Source organism: Gordonia sp. (in: high G+C Gram-positive bacteria), assembly GCF_020438995.1.
In the GTDB taxonomy this organism is placed as follows: Bacteria; Actinomycetota; Actinomycetes; order Mycobacteriales; family Mycobacteriaceae; genus Gordonia.
The window spans coordinates 12,066-32,038 of sequence record NZ_JAGQTN010000239.1 but is presented as its reverse complement, the minus strand read 5'-3'; the positions used below and the strand labels follow the sequence as shown (position 1 = coordinate 32,038).

9 protein-coding genes are annotated in these 19,973 nt (G+C 64.0%); 2 read left to right on the top strand and 7 right to left on the bottom strand.

Translation table 11 applies throughout. The features are described from left to right. Both rplE and KDB67_RS16805 read left to right on the top strand, forming a co-directional pair. Positions 1-579, top strand: a complete 579-nt coding sequence (gene rplE / locus KDB67_RS16810) for a 50S ribosomal protein L5 (protein WP_005185625.1) — start codon at positions 1-3, stop codon at positions 577-579. A 1-nt stretch (position 580) separates the two neighbouring features. Next, positions 581-766 carry a type Z 30S ribosomal protein S14 gene (locus tag KDB67_RS16805; RefSeq protein WP_005185621.1) on the top strand — a complete coding sequence of 62 codons (186 nt, stop codon included), beginning with the start codon at positions 581-583 and terminating at the stop codon, positions 764-766. An 89-nt stretch (positions 767-855) separates the two neighbouring features. Here the strand turns inward: KDB67_RS16805 and KDB67_RS16800 are convergent, their stop codons facing one another. The 7 genes from KDB67_RS16800 to KDB67_RS16770 all read right to left on the bottom strand — a co-directional run bounded on the left by KDB67_RS16800 (position 856) and on the right by KDB67_RS16770 (position 19,918). Then, a complete protein-coding gene (locus tag KDB67_RS16800; RefSeq protein ID WP_291017984.1) occupies positions 856-2,064 on the bottom strand; it encodes an MFS transporter in 1,209 nt (402 codons plus the stop codon). Beyond that, positions 2,061-2,810 (bottom strand): respiratory nitrate reductase subunit gamma, encoded by a 750-nt coding sequence (gene narI / locus KDB67_RS16795; RefSeq protein WP_291017980.1) that lies wholly within the window; start codon positions 2,808-2,810, stop codon positions 2,061-2,063. Before narI ends, KDB67_RS16800 begins: the two co-directional genes overlap by 4 nt. Positions 2,811-2,813: 3 nt before the next feature. Beyond that, complete coding sequence (gene narJ / locus KDB67_RS16790) at positions 2,814-3,485, bottom strand: nitrate reductase molybdenum cofactor assembly chaperone (protein ID WP_291017977.1); 672 nt, start codon at positions 3,483-3,485, stop codon at positions 2,814-2,816. Next, the gene (gene narH / locus KDB67_RS16785; RefSeq protein WP_291017974.1) at positions 3,482-5,146 is read right to left on the bottom strand and encodes a nitrate reductase subunit beta; all 1,665 of its coding nucleotides are present in this window, start codon (positions 5,144-5,146) and stop codon (positions 3,482-3,484) included. The genes narJ and narH overlap by 4 nt, the downstream gene beginning before the upstream one ends. Beyond that, positions 5,146-8,859 carry a nitrate reductase subunit alpha gene (locus tag KDB67_RS16780; RefSeq protein WP_291017972.1) on the bottom strand — a complete coding sequence of 1,238 codons (3,714 nt, stop codon included), beginning with the start codon at positions 8,857-8,859 and terminating at the stop codon, positions 5,146-5,148. Before KDB67_RS16780 ends, narH begins: the two co-directional genes overlap by 1 nt. Before the next feature lie 298 nt (positions 8,860-9,157). Further along, positions 9,158-11,881, bottom strand: coding sequence for a hypothetical protein (locus tag KDB67_RS16775; protein ID WP_291017969.1), 2,724 nt, complete (start codon positions 11,879-11,881; stop codon positions 9,158-9,160). 54 nt (positions 11,882-11,935) lie between these two features. Next, positions 11,936-19,918, bottom strand: coding sequence for an Ig-like domain-containing protein (locus tag KDB67_RS16770; protein ID WP_291017967.1), 7,983 nt, complete (start codon positions 19,916-19,918; stop codon positions 11,936-11,938). Between the last annotated feature and the right edge of the window lie 55 nt (positions 19,919-19,973).

Here is a 19,973-nt window from a genome sequence, read left to right as displayed (position 1 = left end):
ATGACCACCACCGAAAAAGTCACTCCCCGCCTGAAGACCCGCTACCGCGAGGAAATCAAGGCCGAGCTGAACAAAGAATTCGACTACGCCAACGTGATGCAGATCCCGGGCGTGGTCAAGGTCGTCGTCAACATGGGTGTGGGCGATGCCGCCCGCGACGCCAAGCTGATCAACGGCGCCGTCGCCGACCTGGAGCTGATCACCGGTCAGCGTCCGGAGATCCGTCGCGCCCGCAAGTCGATCGCGCAGTTCAAGCTGCGTGAGGGCATGCCGATCGGCGCCCGCGTCACCCTGCGTGGCGACCGGATGTGGGAGTTCCTCGACCGTCTCGTGTCGATCGCGCTGCCCCGTATCCGCGACTTCCGCGGCCTGTCGGACCGTCAGTTCGACGGCAACGGCAACTACACGTTCGGCCTGAACGAGCAGTCGATGTTCCATGAGATCAACATCGACAAGATCGATCGTCCGCGCGGTATGGACATCACCGTCGTCACCACCGCCACCAACGACGACGAAGGCCGTGCGCTGCTGCGTCACCTCGGCTTCCCGTTCAAAGACAACAACGCCAAGGAGGCCTGACATGGCAAAGAAGGCTCTGGTCAACAAGGCCGCCAAGAAGCCGAAGTTCGCCGTGCGCGGCTACACCCGGTGCAACAAGTGCGGCCGTCCGCACTCGGTGTACCGCAAGTTCGGCCTGTGCCGCGTGTGCCTGCGCGACATGGCTCACGCCGGCGAGCTGCCGGGCGTGCAGAAGTCCAGCTGGTGACGCCTCCGGCTCACTGAGCCGGTAATGACATCGGACGACCCCACCTTCTTGCAGAAGGTGGGGTCGCGTCGTCAGCAACCTTGTCGCACTCAGGTGCGGTCTTGTTTGCGGATGACGAAGGCGGTGATCAGAGCTGCGGCTACGGCGAACACGCTGAGCAGTGCCAGGCCGAGGGTGTAGCTGTGGGCGTCGGCGTCGTAGGTAGCGCCCATGGCCATCGGTGGGAAGAAGCCGCCGAGTCCGCCCGCGGCACCGACGATCCCGGTGACCGCGCCGACTCGTTCGGCGGGGGCGACCTGGGCAACCCAGGTGAACACCGACCCCGAGCCGAGGCCCATGAACAGCGCCATGAGCACGAAGTTGATGCCCGCCGGGATCTCCAGGGGCGGTTCGGTGAGCATCCAGATGGCCAGGATCGCGGCACCGGCGCACGAGATGAACGTGATCAGGCGGGGCCCGAACTTGTCGGCGAGCACACCACCGCACGGGCGGGCGATCACCGCGGCGATCGCGAATCCGGCGGTGCGGGTGCCGGCGCCCTGGGCGTCGACGGCGTATACGTCGTTGAGGTAGGTGGGCAGATAGGTGGAGAAGGCGACGAATCCGCCGAAGGCCGCCGCGTAGAGAAAGCCCATCTCCCAGGTGATGGGCAGCTTGGCGGCGCCCATCAACTTGGGGACCACCGGATCGTGGTTGGGTGACCACCGGGGTGAGTCGTGCATGAAGACCCGGCAGATCACGGCAACCACCACGAGCGCCACGGCGATGATCACATGCGTGGCGAAATAGCCGAACCAATTCACGAATCGGGGGGTGAAGAATGCCGACAGTGCGGTACCGCCCATCCCGGCACCGAAAACGCCTGTGGCGAAACCACGGCGGGAGGGGTCGTACCAGGCGTTCACGAATGGAATGCCGACGGCGAAGGTGGTGCCGCCGACACCGAGGAAGAATCCGATCACCAGAAGCAGTGCGTAGCTTTCCAGTTCCCCGGCGACGGCGATGAGCAGCACGAACGGTACCGTCAGGAGCAGTAGCGCCGGGAACATGGTCCGCCCGCCGTAGCGGTCGGTGAGTGCTCCGGTGATGATACGGCCAAGCGATCCGACGAGCACCGGAATAGCGACCAGCACGGACTTCTGGCCCGCCGACAGGTTCAGGTCGGTGGCATATCTGATGGCCAAGGGGCCCACCAGGTTCCACGCCCAGAAGCTGATGCCGAACGCCAGCGTCGCCAGTGCGAGGTTGGTGGCCTGGTCGCGGGAGGTGATGGCCGGTGCCGCTGTCTCGGTGGTCATTGGTCGCGATCCTTCACTCCGATGGGCGCCCAACCACGCCGCGCCGGCCGTGCGCCCGGTGCCGGAATCCGGTCACGGCTGCGGTAGACGATGTAGGGCCGGAACAGGTAATGCAGTGGGGCGGTGAAGATGTGGACGAGACGGGTGAACGGGACGAGGCAGAACAACGTCATCCCGATCAGCACATGCACGTGGAAACGCAGCGGTGCCCCGGACATCGCGTCGATGTCGGGGTTGAGGTAGAAGATCGACCGGAACCAGGGCGAGACGGTCTCGCGGTAGTTGACGCCTTCGCCGTGCGGGTCGACGGTGCCGACGAGGGTGATGAAAGTTCCTGCCAGCAGCGCGGATACGAGTGCGGCGTACATGAGTTTGTCGTTGCGGGTGGTGGCCATGAACACCGGTCCGGTACGCCGGCGCCGGTAGATGAGCAGACCGCAGCCGACAAGTGTTGCGGCGGCGGCGATCAGGCCGGATATGGCGGCCGTCCAGTGGTAGAGGCTCTCTGTGATGCCGAAGAACTCGGTCCACGACTCGGGGATCACCAGTCCGATGGCGTGACCGGCGATCACCACGAGTACACCGTAGTGGAACAGCGGTGACGCGATGCGCAGCAGCCGCGACTCGTACAGCTCCGATGACCTTGTGGTCCAGCCGAATTTGTCGAACCGGTAGCGCCACATGGTGCCGCCGATGACGAGAAACAATGTGATGTAGGGGATCACGCCCCACAGCAAGATGTTCATCTGCTACCTCCGGTTCGCCTGCCCCGTGGGCTGCAACGGCAGCAGCCGCGGACCGTAGGGTTCGAGTCCGACGAACTCGACCGGTGTCTGTTGCGGGGCAATCGGATTCGTGTCGCTCTCCGGCAAGGTGAGGACGATTGCGGCCAGCGCGTCGGCGTAGACGCTGCGACGCTCGCGCAGCGCCCGTTCGATCTTCTCGAGCGCACCTCGAAATCGGCCGAGAAGCTCACGTCCTCCGTCGTGGTCGACCCGCGCGCAGAACTCCAGCACGATGGGCAGATGGTCGGGTAATTCGCCGTGCAGGTCGGTGAGGTAGCCGCTGTCGCGGTAGAGCTGTTTGACGGCGGCCAGGGCCTCCCCGCGGCGCCGGGTGTCGCCGTCGGTCCAATACGTCAGGTACAGGGTGTGCGCGCGGGACAGGTCGAACACGTCGACGTAGTCGTGGCGCAGTTCGTCGGGCGCACCCGAGCGCAAGGCGTCGACCACTGAGCGCAGCAGGACGATCGGCCGGCTGCCGGGTTGCTCAGCGAGGGCGTCGGTCAACAGTGGAAGGAGTTCGAGCAGTTGGTCGTCGGGGTAGCTCAGGCACCACGAGGCGACCTGGTAGACGATCGGCCACTGTGCCGAGCCGGCCTGTTCCGGTGATTCCTTGCGTTGCAGGAGGGGGATTTTCATGACCGCGGCACCCGTTCCGGGAACAGCCCGGCGGGGGCGCCGTTGCCGTCCCAGTTGAGCAGATTGGTGCGCCCGGCCATGGCGGATCGCCCGGCGGCCGAGTCGCTGGTCTGCCGCTGTTTGAGCGCGTGAAAGGTCTCCACCGATACCGGTGCCGGCCGCCCGCTGGCTTCGCCGAAGATTCCCGAGTCGAACATTCCGGGGCCGCCGTCGAAATCCAGCGAGCAGGCCGATTCGTCGAGACCGACGGCCTGTTCGCTGTGGGCTGTCGGAATCACATAGCGGTCATGGTATTTGGCGATCGCCAGGAGGCGGTACATCTCGTACACCCGTTCCTCGGTCATCCCGACCGATGCGGGGATCTCGGGCCGGGTCTCGCGGCCGAGGGTCACATCGCGCATGTACGAGCGCATCGCGGCAAGCTTGCGCAGCACCCCGTCGACGACGGCGGCGTCGCCCGCGGTGAACAGTTCGGCCAGGTATTCCACCGGGATCCGCAACGCCTCGATGGCGCCGAAGAGGTTGGTGTGTGACTCGGCGTCGTGGCCTTGTCCGGCGAGCAGGTCGACGATCGGGGACAGCGGCGGGATGTACCAGACCATCGGCATAGTGCGGTATTCCGGATGCAGCGGCAACGCCACCTTGTACTTCTTGGCCAGTGCGTACACCGGGGATCTGCGCGCCGCCTCCAGCCAGTCGTCGCTGATTCCGGCGGCTCGGGCGGCGGTGATGACCTCCGGGTCGGCCGGATCGAGCAGCAGATCCAGTTGCGCCTGGTACAGATCCTTTTCGTCCGGTGTCGACGCGGCGGCTGTCACCTTGTCTGCGTCGTAGAGGAACACCCCGAGATACCGCAGCCTGCCGACGCACGTTTCGGAGCACACCGTCGGCAGGCCCGCCTCCACCCGCGGATAGCAGAGTGTGCATTTCTCGGCTTTCCCGGATTTGTGGTTGAAGTAGATCTTCTTGTACGGGCAGCCGGTGATGCACTGCCGCCAACCGCGGCACTGGTCCTGGTCGACCAGCACGATGCCGTCCTCGCTGCGCTTGTAGATGGCGCCCGACGGACACGACGCCATGCACGACGGATTCAGGCAGTGCTCGCAGATGCGGGGCAGATAGAACATGAAGGTCTGTTCAAAGCTGAACTTGATCGCCTCCTCGGACTCTGCGCGCAGCTTGGCGACGATCGGGTCGAGATGTCCGAGTTCGGTTGTGCCGCCGAGGTTGTCGTCCCAGTTGGCCGACCACTTGACTTTCATGTCCTCGCCGGTGAGGAGCGATTTGGGCCGGGCGACGGGAAAGTCGTCGCCGAGCGGTGCCTCGACAAGGGTTTGATAGTCGTAGGTCCACGGCTCGTAATAGTCGGCGATGGTGGGCTGTACCGGACTGGCGAACAGGGTCAGCAGCTTCTGCAGCCGCCCACCGGTGCGCAGCCGCAATTTGCCCCGCCGGTTGAGTGTCCACCCGCCGCGCCACTTCTCCTGATCCTCGTGGCGACGTGGGTAGCCCTGTCCGGGGCGGGTTTCCACATTGTTGAACCACACGTATTCGGTGCCCGCGCGGTTGGTCCAGGCCTGCTTACAGGTGACCGAGCAGGTGTGGCAGCCGATGCATTTGTCGAGATTCATCACCATCCCGACCTGAGCCATGACGCGCATCAGTAGGTCACCTCCTGGTTGCGTTTGCGGATCGTCGAGACCATGTCGCGCTGATTGCCGGTGGGGCCGAGATAGTTGAACGCGTACGAGAGTTGGGCGTACCCGCCGATGAGGTGGGTGGGTTTGACCAGCAGCCGGGTCACCGAATTGTGGATTCCGCCGCGCCGTCCGGTGGCCTCCGATTTGGGCACGTCGATGGTGCGCTCCTGTGCGTGGTGCACGTACACAACACCTTTCGGCATCCGGTGACTGACGACGGCCCGCCCCACCAGCACACCGTTGGCGTTGGTGCATTCGATCCAGTCGTTGTCGGAGACGTCGATGGCGGCGGCGTCCTCGGGACTCATCCACGCGGTCGGACCACCACGGGAGAGCGACAGCATGAACAGGTTGTCCTGATACTCCGAATGAATCGACCATTTGGAATGGGGTGTCAGGTAGCGCACCGTGATCTGTTGCGCTCCATCGGGTCTCAATGTCGGCTCGGCGAACAGTTTGTGCATGTCCAGCGGTGGGCGGTAGGTGGGCAGCGATTCGCCGGTGTCGATCATCCAGTCGTGATCGAGGTAGAAGTGCATGCGGCCGGTGAGGGTGTGAAAAGGTTTGAGCCGCTCGATGTTCACCGTGAACGGGGCGTACCGACGACCACCGGTTTCCGAGCCGGACCATTCGGGTGAGGTGATCACGGGGACCGGGGCGCGCTGGGTGTCGGCGAAGGTGATCCGCTTCTCCTGCGAACCGCGGGCGAGGTCGTCGAGCAGGAATCCGACGCGCCGCTGCAGCGTGCGGAATCCCTGGACCGCGAGTTCGCCGTTGGTGGTTCCCGACAGCGTCAGGATCGCCTCGGCGAGTTTGGAGTCAGTGTCGATGGCGGGGCGGCCGTCGGCGGCACCGCCGAGCATCACCCCGTTCTCCTGCGCCAGCTTCCCGGTCTGCTCGGTGAGGTCGAAGGTGACGTTCTTGACGGTGAACCCCAGCTTGTCGGCGAGCGGCCCGACCGCGGCCAGCTTGTCGGCGATCGCAGTGTAATCACGTTCGGCAACAACAAAGTTGGGTGCGTTACTGCCCGGCCGGATCGGGTGTTTCCCGTCCTGCCAGTCCATGACGCGACCGTGTGGCTGCGCCATCTCGCCCGGGGTGTCGTGCTGCACCGGCACACTCACCAGATCCTTGCGCACACCCAGATGGGTACGGGCGAGTTCCGACAGCCGACCGGCCAGCAGGTGGAACAGGTCGAAGTCGGTTTTCGCCTCCCACGGGGGATTGATCGCCGGGGAGAAGGCATGCACGTAGGGGTGCATGTCCGTCGACGACAGATCGTGCTTCTCGTACCAGGTGGCCGCGGGCAGCACGACGTCCGAGAGCAGAGTGGTCGAGGTCATCCGGAAATCCGCCGACAGCAGCAGATCGAGCTTGCCCTCGGGCGGGTCATCGTGCCACGCCACATCTTTCGGGCGCGGAGCATTGGGGTTCTCCGAGCCCAGCACGTTGTGATGAGTACCGAGCAAGGTTCGCAGGAAGTACTCGTTTCCCTTGGCGGAGGATCCGAGCAGATTGGACCGCCACAACACGAGGGTGCGCGGCCAGTTTTCCGGGGCGTCGACGTCGCTGATCGCCGGGGTCAGCGACCCGTCCCGCAACTTTGCGGCGATGTAGGCGCCCGGATTCTCGGCGTCTCCGGCGTCGACCGCAGCGGTCGCCTCGTCGGCGACGTCGAGGGGGTTGCGGCTGAACTGCGGATAGAACGGCATCCAGCCCAGCCGCGCCGACTGGGCGATGGCGTCGGCGGTGTGCCTGTCACCCAGCGTGCCGGTCGACAGCGGGGAGGCCAGCGAGGCCGTGGAGTAGCCGTCGTTGCGCCACTGCCCTGTGTGCATGTACCAGTACGACGTACCGGTCATGGTGCGCGGCGGCCGCGACCAGTCCAGGGCGTTGGCCAGCGAGATCCACCCGGTGATCGGCCGGCACTTCTCCTGCCCCACATAATGGGCCCAGCCTCCACCGTTGCGGCCCATGCACCCGGTGAGGATCAGCAGTGTGAGGATGGCGCGGTAGGTGGCATCGCCGTGGAACCACTGACAGATACCGGCACCCATGATGATCATCGAACGACCGTCGGAGTCGACGGCGTTGGTGGCGAACTCGCGGGCCACCCGGATCGCGGCCTCGGCGGGAACGCCGGTGATCTCGGCCTGCCAGGCCGGCGTGTAGGGGGCGCTCGCGTCGTCGTAGCCGGTGGGCCAGTGCCCGGGCAGGCCGTCGCGGCCGACGCCGTACTGCGCCAGCATCAGGTCGAACACGGTGGTCACCAGATGGCCGTTGACGCGGGTCGCCGGAACTCCTCGTGAGACGATGACGCCGCTGCCGTCGGGGGTGTCGAAGGCGGGGAAGGACACCGGGACCGGTTCGGCCCCGGCACGTCCGTAGATCGAGAGCGCCGGTGTCACACCTTCGAGGTCGAGGTTCCATCTACCGTTGCCGTCGGCCGAGTAGCGGTAGCCCATCGAGCCGTTGGGCACCACCGGTTTTCCGGTGTTGTCGTCGAGAATCACTGTGCGCCAGGCGGCGTCGTCACCCTCCTCGCCCCCGTTCTCCTTGCCGAGATCATCGGCGGTGACGAACTTGCCTGGTACATAACCTGTTTCGTGTTCGTCGAGGTGAATGAGGAAGGGTAGGTCGGTGTAGGTGCGCACATACTTGTCGAAGAATTCGGTGCGGGCGTCGACGAAGAACTCCTTGAGGATCACATGCCCCATCGCCATCGCGAGGGCGGCATCGGTACCGGCCTGCGCGGGCAGCCACTCGTCGGCGAACTTCGTGTTGTCGGCGTAGTCGGGGCTGACGGTCACCACCTTGGTACCCCGGTAGCGGACCTCCGCCATCCAGTGCGCGTCCGGAGTGCGGGTGACCGGGACGTTGGAGCCCCACATCATCAGATACGTGGCATCCCACCAGTCGCCGGACTCGGGGACGTCGGTCTGATCGCCGAACACCTGCGGACTGGCGACCGGCAGATCGGCGTACCAGTCGTAGAACGAGGTCATCACCCCGCCAATGAGCTGGATGAAACGTGTTCCCACACAATGCGACACCATCGACATCGCGGGGATCGGGGAGAATCCGGAACAGCGGTCGGGGCCGTACGTCTTGATGGTGTGCACGTGCGCGGCGGCGGCGATGTCGATCGCTTCCTCCCAACTCACCCGCACCAGCCCGCCCTTGCCGCGCGCCTGCTGATACGACCGCCGGCGCAACGGATCGGCGACGATGTCGGCCCACGCCAGTACCGAATCACCCAGGCGTGCCCTGGCTTCCCGGAACATCTCCACCAGCACCCCACGTGCGTACGGATAGCGCACCCGGGTGGGTGAGTAGGTGTACCAGGAGAACGCGGCCCCGCGCGGACAGCCACGAGGCTCGTATTCGGGGCGGTCCGGCCCTACCGACGGATAGTCGGTTTCCTGCGTCTCCCAGGTGATGATGCCGTCCTTGACGTACACCTTCCACGAACACGAACCCGTGCAATTGACCCCGTGCGTGGACCGGACAATCTTGTCGTGACTCCACCGGTCCCGATAGAACACGTCACCGGCGCGTCCACCCCGCTTGAACACGACCCGACCGTCGTCGGATTCGTCCCAGCGCGTGAAGAACCTGCCGAGGTCGAGGAGGGCGGTCGCGGCCTTCCCCTGAACATCAGTTGAGCGGGCCATGGGCTCACCATACGAGCGACTGCTGTCGTTGATCGCGGATAGATCACGGGCACCGATGGGTGTGGGGTTGCGGGGTCCGAAAGGTAACCGCTCACCCGGACAACGACATTCGGCATTGGGACCAAAGCCTCACTGCTTTAGGCGCTTTACACCCTACATATCCAACCGAATCCGGACGTGAACGCGGTATCCGCGCCGTGGAACCGGACATTTCACATGCAATTTGTTGCGTTTGTGAGGTCAATTTCGGTACCGGCTCGATTCGGTGGTCATTCCCTGCGGGCGCGTGGCGTCATGGTCAAACCTTGCTGCTGGTTTCGGAATCCGGAGCCGCCAGCAAGGTTTTCACGGTGTCGGCAACGACTCGTGGCCAGACGGGGTCGTGGAAGTAGTCGCTGTGGCCGCGGGTCGTTTCCGTCGGGTCGCCTAGGTCGGGGTCGGTGATCCAGTACTCGCTGCCCACTTTGTGCGCACCCGGGTTCCGGCTGCTGCGCTTGAGTCGCGTGAACTCCTCGGGAGCGTTACCGGTGTCCTGGCGGAGATGATTGGCGGTCATAGACCGCACGACACCGTCCTCGACGACGGCGGTCTGGTTCCAGGTGAGGACGGGGCCGCCGATGGGATCTGTGGCCCGGATGATGTTGCGCCAGCCGCCACCCAACTGCTCGGCGACCGCCTTGTGCGATTCGTACGACAGCATGGCCGGGAAGCCGCGGGTGTACGCCCACTGGAGCGGCGAACCGTAGGTGATCAGCCCGATGCGTTTGAGTAACTCCGGTTCGGTACGGATCAGTTGCAGCACAACCGCGTACATGATCACCGAACCCTGACTATGGCCGCAGAGGATGATACGGGCATTGTCATGGGCGAGGTACGCACGGACGCGGCAGATGATATCGTTGACCGCGCGTGGCGCGTACTCGCCGGGTACCACCGGGTGCGCCTCACGCGGCCAGAACGACACCAGATCCCAGAGAATACCGAGACGACGGCCGTGGACCTTCGGCTTCTTGCTCGCGGTGTACACGGCACCGAAGAGGAACGTCGCGAATGCGATGAGGAGAAGAACACCGACGGCCTTGAGTGTGCTGACCGCCTGATGTGGCAGATCATCGTGCAGCAGTAGCGAATCCGACAATGAGATCGGAAGCGCGATCACGCCGAAGACGACCAGCCCGACGATGATGAGGTAGCCGTGGGACTTCGCGTTACCGACTACCCATGCACGGATCCTGGGCTTCGGACGCACAAGACTGTCGAGTTCCGCGCCGTACTGGATGCGCTGGGCGATCATCCGCAGATTCTTCCGCAGCAGTGCCGACGGTCGACACACGAAGACCACCAACATGGCCGAGAGGGTGACGAACACCAGGACGGCCACGATGCCCCAGAACACTCCGAACGTCTCGTATGCCGAGGGGAGTTTCAGGACCAGGAGCCGCTTTCCGTCGGAGTCCTTCTCGGAGGCCTCGGCCAGCGTGTTCGTGGTGATGATCGCCAGGCCCGTGCCCAGACCGGAGCCGAGCATCGAGGTGAACCCGAGAACGGCGACAGATGCGGTCCCGTACAGCCACGGCCGGAAGGCGGGCGGGACGCCGGACGACCGGCTTGAATACTTCCGCCGAATCCGGAAGGGCAGCAATGACAGCAGCAGCGCCACCGCGCACCCGGTCAGCGACAACAGCACGAAGGTCAGTGTCCAGTCGCCACCACCACCGATCAGGGTGGACGACGTGGCGTTGCCGAGGCGGTCGGGCATCGCGGACCCGATGAAGACGAGCCAGATCGTGATGCCGACGACGAGCGTCACCCATCCTCGACGGTGCCCGCCGAATACCCACATGTAGACCGTGAACACCGGACCGGCCCCTGGGCCGAGGAACAGCGCGCCGATCACCGAGATCATCGCCATCGCAAACCCGGTCCACCACCACCAGTTGTCCTGGATGCCGTCATCGGCGGACAGCAACAGGATCGGCGCCGCGAACGCCGCCAGTGCGTGCAGCGAGCGGAGTGCGGGGACCCGTGGGTCGTCGCCGTCGACGAATGAGTTCTCTCCCAACCCGGGCTTCGGCGAAATGGTTGTGACTGCTGCCGCTTGTTCTCGGGCGTCTGTCGGTGTGCCGGCAGCACCCGGTTCGCGTGCTTCGGCGGCCTCGGGCCGGTGCCCGGGCACGACGGTCAGCAGTGTCGCAAGGCTGACCAGCACGCCGACGAGTATCCCGATGATCAAGGCGAGCGTCAGCGGATGACCGGCGAAGTGGTTGATGGTGCTGCGTACCCACGACAGTCGTGCCGGCACGTTCAAGCACACATCAGTATTACGCGAAATACATTGAGCTGCCATCAGATCGGCCAGTATGACGACGGCCTGCATCACGAACAGCCCGGTCAGCAGAACGCCGAACATCCGGATGATCCCCGCAGGTGCTCCGCTGCGGGTACCGGCGTCCTTGTTCTTCAATCGACGGACGAGCTGCACGGTCTTTAGGAGCCGGAAGCGACGTAGGTGCCGTACGAACCGTAGCTGCCGTTCAGACATTCCGGCTTTCTGGCGCGACGCCTGGTCGTTATCGCTACGGACAAAGCCGAGCAGCTTTGGGCGCCACGCCGACATGTCAGCATCCTGGCGGACCGGGGGCACCATCCAGGCGGCGAGATTGGTGAGCGCGAACGGAAACAGGAACGCCCACATGGCCTTCTTGACGCTTCCGGCAGTGAGATTGCCCCACCGGTACCCCTCGATGATCACGGCCGGTGCATCGCCGGTGGGGTCGCCGTCGCCGGCCTGCCATTCGGTGAGGCCCGCTCGCTGATATCGCTCCGCATCGGAATGCCGCTTCCGGTGCCAGAAGTTGGCGAGCTTGTCACCGACAAACGGCACCACCTTGGCATCGGCGTCGAGAATCCCCTCGGGCGGGGTTCCGCTGACACCATGCGTTCTCAGCTCGACGAAGAAGATGCCTTTGCGCGGGAGGTCTTTGGTGTCGGGTCCGGCGCCGATTCTGTCCGAATTGTTCATGGGACACCCTCCAGACTCTGCGAAACCGTTGTGGTCAGCGGAGATTCAGGATCGTTATAGCACCACCAACCGGGTAGCGCCGTTTCCGGTCACGATCTGCGACACCGTACCGTCCGGGGCGAATTGTACTGTGCCGGCAGGGCTGCCGTTAGTGATCGCGACGGTCGTCGTGGTGCCATCGGTTGAGATCGTCGTGACGTAGGTAGTGCCGGAATTGGGGTCGGACGTGGTCTGATACACAGTGCCGTCCGGTCCGAACCGCACCGTGCCGGCGGCCAATCCGACGATGGTGGTGGTTGTCGCGATTCCGGTGGCATTGACGGTGGTCACGTAGGTGATGGGGTTGTCGGGGTCCCCGGTATCTGTGGTCTTGTACACCGACCCGTCGGGCCCGGCTTGGAGTAGTGCGCCTTCGGCAGCTATCCCGACGAGCTGGATATCCGTCACGGTTCCGGCGGACGAGATGACGGTGATGTAGTCGGTGATGCGATAGATACCGGGATCGGCCGGATCGGGGACGTACTCGCGGGTGGCGATGTAGGTGGTCCCGTCGGGGCCGAAGATCACGCCTTCGTCGGCTGTTGCGGGCAACAGAGTCGAGGTGACGACTCCGTCGGGCGTGAAAGAGTTGGAGTAGGAGAACGAAGCCCCGTAGTAGGCGGGGTCGGGATCAAGATCCCAGGTGAGTTGGTGGACGGTCCCGTCGGGACGGAACGACAGCGAACTGGAAGGATAGCCGGGGAACGCGGAGGTGGTGGTGACGGTGCCCGAAGGCGTGACGGCATTGAGGTAGTACGTGTTCTGGAAGTTGATGGGGTCGGGCACGAGAGTGCCCTGGTAGAAGGTGCCGTCGGGGCCGAGTGCCGGTCGGCCGGTAGGCGAGCCGGAAAGCGTGGCCAAAGCGGTGGGGGTTCCGCCCGGGACGACGGTCGTGATGTGAGTGCTGTCGTCGGCGACGGTGTGGGTCACCAGGTAGATGGTGCCGTCTGAAATAACTTGCGCGGCATAGGGAGCGGCTCCGGCTGCCACGGCGACGGTGGAGACGGTTCCTTCCGGCGTCACACCGAGGAGATGCGTCGTATCGGTATCGGTGGCCGTGTCGTGTAGCGAGAAGGTCAGATACGCTGTGCCGTCAGCGCCGAACTGAATCGTCTCCACAGGAGAGTCGGGCAGATCTACGGTGGTTGTGGTTCCGGCGGGCGTGAGGGTTGTGAGGTAGTAGACGTACTGCGACGCATTGGGATCGGGGTTTACTGCCCACTGATAGCTGATCTGGTAGGCGGTGCCGTCGGGCCCGATCTGAAGATCACTGGGCAGAAAGGCATTTTCTCCGGGAATCTGCGCGGTGGTCACGACCCCGTCAGTGGTCACGGTGACGAGGTAGTAGGTCGTATTGCCGGTATGGGGATCCCAGTTGCCCAAGGTCTGGTAGGCGCTACCGTTTGGGCCGATCTGGAGATCGGATGTCGGGGGGACGGGTACGACTGCCGTGGTCGCGGTGCCGTCTGCCCTGATGATCGTCAGGTGATAGATCGTGCTCCCGGTGTCAGGGTCGTTGGCCCAGGTGGACTGGTAGGCGGTTCCGTCCGGGCCGAGGACCAGACTGTACGGATTGCCCGGCAATTGTTCGATGCTGCTCGTCGACGCGGAAGCGTTGATCATCGTCAGGTAGTAGGTGAAGACATCCGCGTCGGCGTCATAACTTTCCGAATTCAGATATGCGATGCCGGTGGGGCCCAGCAGTAGGTCGTTGATCGGGTCACCGATCACCGGTGTGGCGACCACCGTCCCGGTGGGGGTGATGGTGGCGAGGTGGTAGCTGTAGAGGCCGGTATCCGGATCGTAGGTTGAGGTGTGCAGATAGGCGGTGCCGTCGGTGCCGTACAGGGCGGTGTTGACCAAGTCGCCGGGAGCGGTGATCGCGGTGATCGCGGTTGTGATCGATTCGCTGGTGATGCCGCCGTGACCGTCGTCCACGATGATGATGATCGTTTCGGAGGTGTCGTCGGCGGTTGCGTTGATATGTGAGGCGGCCAGGCGCTGGGTGCCGGACGGGGTGAACGTGTATGTTCCGGCAGCTGGGTCGATGACGAGTGTGCCGCCGCCGAGGGTGGTGAAAGTATTTGCGCCGGTGGCTGTTCCGCCGTCGATTGTGAATATCGTGGTGTCGCCGTCACCGTCGGTGACGATGATGGTTCCGGTGACTGTGCCGGTATGGTCGGCCGGATTCGACGGGGTGGAGACGGTCACGAATGGGGCTTGGTTTTGGGCGAGTACGGGGACGTCGACGGTGAAGGTGCGGGTGGCGCCGTTGCCGTCGTCGGCGATGATGATGACGCCGTGGCTTTGTGGGGCGCCGGGGATGGCTGCGGCGTGCCGTATTTCGGTGGTCGGTGTCCAGTAGAAGGTGCCTGGGGTGTTGGTGTCGAAGACGGTGTTGCTGTCGGGGGAGGTGAAGGTGATTGTGCTGCCTTCGGGGTCGGTGACATAGCTTGTCAGGCCGGTCACTGTCACCGTGCCTGTCATGGTGTTGATCTCATCGATTGTCGGTTCCTGGCCGACATTGAGTACCGGTGCCTGGTTGGGGGCGGCTGTCGTCATCCGGATGAGGGTGAGCTGGTCGGTGGTGCCGTTGGTGGTGGTGACGGTGAAGAGGTCGTCGGTGTAGTCGAACTGTGCGAATGATGAGTTGGGGATGGTTACCGTGGTGATGTTTCCGTTGACATCGAGGATGTGGATGAGGGTATCGGCGCCGTCCTTTTCCGAGATCGCCAGGTATTTCCCGCCGAACACTCGGAAGTTGTTCAGTGAATTGGCGGGCACTACAAGCGGTGTGGACCGGGTGCCGATGGTCAGGTCGAAAACACTGAACGACGACGGCTCGTACGAGGCTCCCACCGCGGGTACGAACAGGTGCTGTTGGTCGGCGGCTAGGATGCCGTATTCGGGTATCACGAGTGTGATGGAGCCGTCTGGGGCAACCCGATATGTCCCACCATCGGTGGTGTCCGTCAGGTTCGACATCAATGCGTAGAGGGTGCCATCGATCACGAAGGCGCCGAGAGCGACTTTGTTTCCGGCATCCAGATAGACGGTACCGATCTCGTTGAGTCCGGGGTCGATGACGTGGATCTTGCTATTCTCTGCGACAGGATCAGGTGAACCTTCGACGGTGGTCCATGTGTAGGTGGCGTAGTAGAAATTGCCATCTGCATCGAAGGGATAATACCCCAACATCTGATACGGAATTGTGATGGTGTTCGTGCCGTCCACGGTAATGGAAGCCGTATTGGTTGGGTCGCTGAATTCATAGCGGGTGATACGTACGGTGAACTGGTCGACGAAGTCGTATCCGTATGCCGTTGAGTGGGCGGCGTCGACAACTCCGCTGGAACCCGACCACCCACCCGGAAATTCGATTCGGGAAAGGGTCCCGGTGGTCAGGTTGAGCACATCGACAGATGCCAGTCCTCCGATGCCACCGATGCCGCCAAACCGCTCAGTCGTGTAGGCGAACTCGCCGTCCGGTGTGATCTGCCATTGTGCGGTGAAGTCGTATGAGGACTGGGAGTGGTTCAGGATGGTGGCGTCGGTGGTGGAGATGCTTGTGATCGTCGATCCGTCGCGGACCAGTGCGATGGTGGTGCCGGGGACGAAGCCGGCTTCAGGGACGTACTGACTGGCCGGGTAGGCCAGGGGGGTGCCGGTGGAGACCGGGGTGTGGGTGCCGGTGGTGGTGTCGCCGAGGTAGATGTCGTAGGTGTTGTCGGCTTGCCGGGCGATGATGATGGCTTGGGTGCCGTCGGTGACGACGCGGAAGTCGGTGCCGGTGATGTCGCCGGTGTCGAAGGAGTTCGTGGTGAATCCCATGAGGGAGAAGCCGGGGCCGTCGGTGTCGGGGGCGGCCATGCCTCTCATCGAGAATGCTTGGGGTGCGCCGTTGGTCCAGGTGAGGGTTTTGGTGCCGTCGCCGTTGTCGGTGACGGTGTAGGCGCCGACGATCTGCCCGGTGGTCAGGTCGATGACGCTGACGTTGGTGCCGGTGGTGTCGGTGATCTGGGCGTAGTTGTTGTCGGAGCTGAAGGTGACTGTTGATGTGGTGTCGTGGCCGGCGGGGAGTGCGATGGTGGCGGTTTGGGCAGTGTTGTGGTCCAGGACGGTGAGCACCGGGCTGCCGCTGTTGTCGGTGATTCCGTACGAATAGCGCGGTGAGTCGGTGGTGTTCAGATTTGTGGCGTCGACGGTGACGTGGCTGGTTGGGGTGATGGGTGCGAAGACGACGATGGGGGTGGTGCTGGTGCCGTCGTCGGCGATGATGGTGAATGTTTGGGTGGTGGGACCACCGGCACCGGCCCAGAATTGGGTGGTGGGGTTGGGGGTGAAGGTGAATGTTCCGGTGGTGTCGTCGATGACGATGGTGCTGCCGTCGGTGGTGGTGTAGGTGCCGGGGTTTGTCGTTGGGGTGGCGCCCTGAACCGAATAGGTGGTTCCTGGTTGGTGGTTGAGGATCTGTCCGGTGACCTGGCCGTCGGTACTGGGTGCGAGGGTGACCGGGGTTTGCGGGATACCGGAATCGTCGACGATGACTCCGGCACCGATCTGGAAAGAGCCGAGTTGATTGACGTAGCCCGGTCCGCGCGGAGATTGCAGCAGGACCAAGCCGTCCCAGGCGGAGCCGGGTGTGGTGGTCCGCGGGGGAATGGTCGCCGACGTTCCCGAAGCGATGACGAGTGCGTCGAAGGTCGGCGGGTCGCCCGAGAGGACCGCCAGGTATTCGTCGCCGGTCATCGACCAGACCATGATGGGGTCGGGTCCGGTATTGCGGATAACTATGCCGTCAACGGTTTGGAGGTAGTCGACCAGTCCGGTTGGGTCAGGGAATTCCATCCCTGACGGGGCGGGGTAGTCTTCGTCTGACGGATCCCAGAATAGGTTGGTGGGGTCGATGGCGTGGTACCACATGGGGACCGTGTCGACCGCGATGACGACGTTGGTGGTGCTGCCGTGGCCGTCGTTGACGGTGACGGTGAACGTGTCGATGTCGGCGTGGCTGTCGGCGTTCGGGGTGTAGGTGAAGGTGTCCCCGATGATGGTGACCGAGCCGTTGGCGCCGTTGGTGTGGACGGTATAGGTGAGGGTGTCGTTGTCGTCGTCGGTGGCGATACCGGCCAGTGATCCTGTTGTGGTGCCGTAGGTTCCGGAGCCGAGGTCGCGGTCGATGGTCCCCAGCGGGTCCATGGGCGGTGTGGCGGCGACAGCCTGGTTGGCGGGGACGATGGGGATGTCGTAGGTGCTGCTGGTACTGAGCGTCCCGTCGGATATGGTCACCGAAAGCTGGAGATAGCGGTCGGTGTAGGGGGCGTCGTCGGCCGCCGCGGCATGCTGGGCTGCCGCGTTGGGCGTGAATGCGAATCCTGCGGCGGTGGGGATGTAGCTGAAGTTGCCCTTGGTGGCATCCCAGTAATAGGTGTACGTGAGGACGTCACCGGGGTCCGGGTCCCCGGCGATGACCGCGCCACCGACAGACTTCTGGCCGCTGTACCACCACTGCCAGCTGTAGACGACCGGTGCGTGATTGACGGGAATGCTTGAGTTGTACACGGTGCCCTGGTTGAGGACGATCATGCCGAGCCCGACCCCGGAGCCCGCAGGATTCCTCGGGGCCTGCACGAAGATCAGTTCGTCACCGGTTCCGCCGGGATCGGGCAGCCCCGGCCGGGACGGCATGGTGTGGGAGGTGCCGGGCGCGATGACGGTGAAGTCGACATTCGCCGGACCACCGGACTGCATTGTTGACATCTGCTCGACGGTGGCGGCCATGACGATGATGGGTTCGGTGCCGATGTTGTGGATGACGACCTTGCCGTCGCCGTCGACGGAATAGTTGACCAGTCCGTCCGGTGAACCGGCCTCCAGATAGCCGTTGTAGAAGTCTGCATCCGAAGGATCCCAGAATTGGTTGGTGGGGTCGATGGCGTGGAAGTACATGGGCACGGTATTGACGGTGACAGGAACGTCGGTGGTACTGCCGTGGCCGTCGTTGACGGTGACCGTGAATGTGTCGGTGCGTACGCGACTGTCGCTGTTGGGGGTGTAGGTGAAGGTGTCGCCGGTGATGGTGACGGTGCCGTTGGCGGGTTGGGTGGGGACGGTGTAGGTGAGGGTGTCGTTGTTGGCGTCGGTGGCGATACCGGTCAAGGAACCGGTGGTGTTGCCGAATGTGGGGGCTTGTAGGTCGCGGTCGACGGTGCCCAGTGTTCCGGTGGGTGCCACCGGAACGAGTGCTTGGTTGTCGGGGGTGATGGTGATGTTGAGAGCTTGTGTGCTGGTGAGGCTTCCGTCGGACACGGTGACGGTGGCGGTGAGCTTCTTGTCGGCGTCGGTGGCGTTGTCGGCCGCGGCGGCGTGCCGGGCTTCGGGCGTGGGCATGAAGTAGAAGTCGCCGGTGGCGTCGTCGTAGTTGAATGCGCCCTTGCCGGCGTCCCAGGTGAAGGAGTAGGTGATGGGGTCGTTGTCGATGTCGAGGCCGTCGACGTAGCCGGTGACGAGGCCGCTCGGGTCGAGGTAGGTGTAGTGGATATCGGTGATGGACGGTGCGTTGTTGACCGGTGGTGCGGTGACTTGGGGGATGGTGACGGTGACGGTGGTGGAGTGGGGGTCCGCTCCGGTGAACAGGGAGATGAGGGTGTTCAGGCCGTGGATGTGGGGTCCGTTGTCGGAGACCTGCACGGTGAATTGGTCGGCGGCGGTGGTGCCGGGGGTGCGGGTGTAGCTGATGGTGCCGTCGGTGTTGAGGGTGGCGGTGCCGTTGGTGGGGCCGGTGGTGATGGTGGTGGTCAGTGGGTCGCCGTCGGGGTCGTTGGTGATCAGGCTGATGGTATAGCCGTCGGTGACGGGGGCGAGTGTGGATGTGGCGGTGGGTGTTTGGTTGTTGAGTAGGGATTGGGTGCGTTGGATCCACCAGAGCAGGGTCCAGGGGGCAGGGCTGGTGGTGACGGTGGGTGTGGAAGGCCCGCCGGTTTGGGGGATGCCGAGGAAGCTGAGCAGGGTGGTCAGTGGGGTGGTGGTTGTGGTGGTGCCTTGTGGGGTTGCTGTGGTGGAGGCGAAGAATGTTGCGTTGCTGAAGGTTTGGGGTGCGTCGGTGGTTTGTGTGTCGTCGGTTTGGGTGTCGTCGTCGGTGAGAGTGAGGGCGGTGAAGCCGAGGGTGCGTAGGTTGCTGGTCGGGGAGTCGGTGGGGTCGGTGCTGTTCTCGGTGTTGTCGGGGGTGGTGGTGTCTGTGTTGTCCGCGGTGGGCGGGTTGGTGCTGGTGTTGTTGGGTTCGGTTGTGCTGATGGGTGTTTTGTTGGTTGTGGGGTCGGTCCAGGTGCCTGTGCTGCCGGTGGTGTCCGGGCTGGTGGGGGTGTAGGTGGGTTCCGAAGGTTCGGTGGTCTCGGTGGTCTCGGTGGTGGTGGTTGCGGGTTCGGTGTAGGTCGAGGTGGTGGTGCCGTTGTCTGACGGCCCGGTGTCCGGCGACGTGGTGTTTTGAGCCGGTGGCGTGTCCGTCGTGTTGGTGCCCACCGTATTCGTGTCTGGGGTGGGCGTGCCGGTACCGGAGGTGTCGGTCTCTGTTGTTTCGGTATCCGGGGTGTCGCCGGTCGGTTCGTTCCCGCCTGGTCCGGAGGCTCCCGGGCTGCCGTCGCCGGATCCGTTGCTGTCACCGGATGCACCACTGTCACCGGATGAACCGCTGTCACCGGATGTACCGCTGTCGCCGCCGCCGGATTCAGATCCGCCCGGTGATCCGGTGCTGCTTGCCTCGGAATTGTTTGACGATTGGGAACCACCGGCGGGTGGTGATGGTGCCGAACCGCCCGGCGAGGAATCCCCGCCCGACGAATCCGAACCACCGCCGGAATCGCTCTGCGAGGACGACTCGGACGGAGAACCAGAGCCGGAGCCCGATTCGTCGTCGGCGGTTGCGTGGCCGGGGTTGAGGAAGAGGCTGATGCCCGCGGCGGCGGCGATCAGGCGTGCACGGTTCTTGTGTGAAATTCGCATGGCACTCTCCGGTGATCAGGCAGTTGCGATTGGCGATTGCGAAAACGATTGTGAA

Excerpts from the sequence above, each read along its gene's own strand:
- narJ (WP_291017977.1), bottom strand. The coding sequence starts at position 3,485 with ATGAAAATCCCCCTCCTGCAACGCAAGGAATCACCGGAACAGGCCGGC.
- KDB67_RS16805 (WP_005185621.1), top strand. The coding sequence starts at position 581 with ATGGCAAAGAAGGCTCTGGTCAACAAGGCCGCCAAGAAGCCGAAGTTC.
- narH (WP_291017974.1), bottom strand. The coding sequence starts at position 5,146 with ATGCGCGTCATGGCTCAGGTCGGGATGGTGATGAATCTCGACAAATGC.
- KDB67_RS16775 (WP_291017969.1), bottom strand. The coding sequence starts at position 11,881 with ATGAACAATTCGGACAGAATCGGCGCCGGACCCGACACCAAAGACCTC.
- KDB67_RS16770 (WP_291017967.1), bottom strand. The coding sequence starts at position 19,918 with ATGCGAATTTCACACAAGAACCGTGCACGCCTGATCGCCGCCGCCGCG.
- rplE (WP_005185625.1), top strand. The coding sequence starts at position 1 with ATGACCACCACCGAAAAAGTCACTCCCCGCCTGAAGACCCGCTACCGC.
- KDB67_RS16780 (WP_291017972.1), bottom strand. The coding sequence starts at position 8,859 with ATGGCCCGCTCAACTGATGTTCAGGGGAAGGCCGCGACCGCCCTCCTC.
- narI (WP_291017980.1), bottom strand. The coding sequence starts at position 2,810 with ATGAACATCTTGCTGTGGGGCGTGATCCCCTACATCACATTGTTTCTC.
- KDB67_RS16800 (WP_291017984.1), bottom strand. The coding sequence starts at position 2,064 with ATGACCACCGAGACAGCGGCACCGGCCATCACCTCCCGCGACCAGGCC.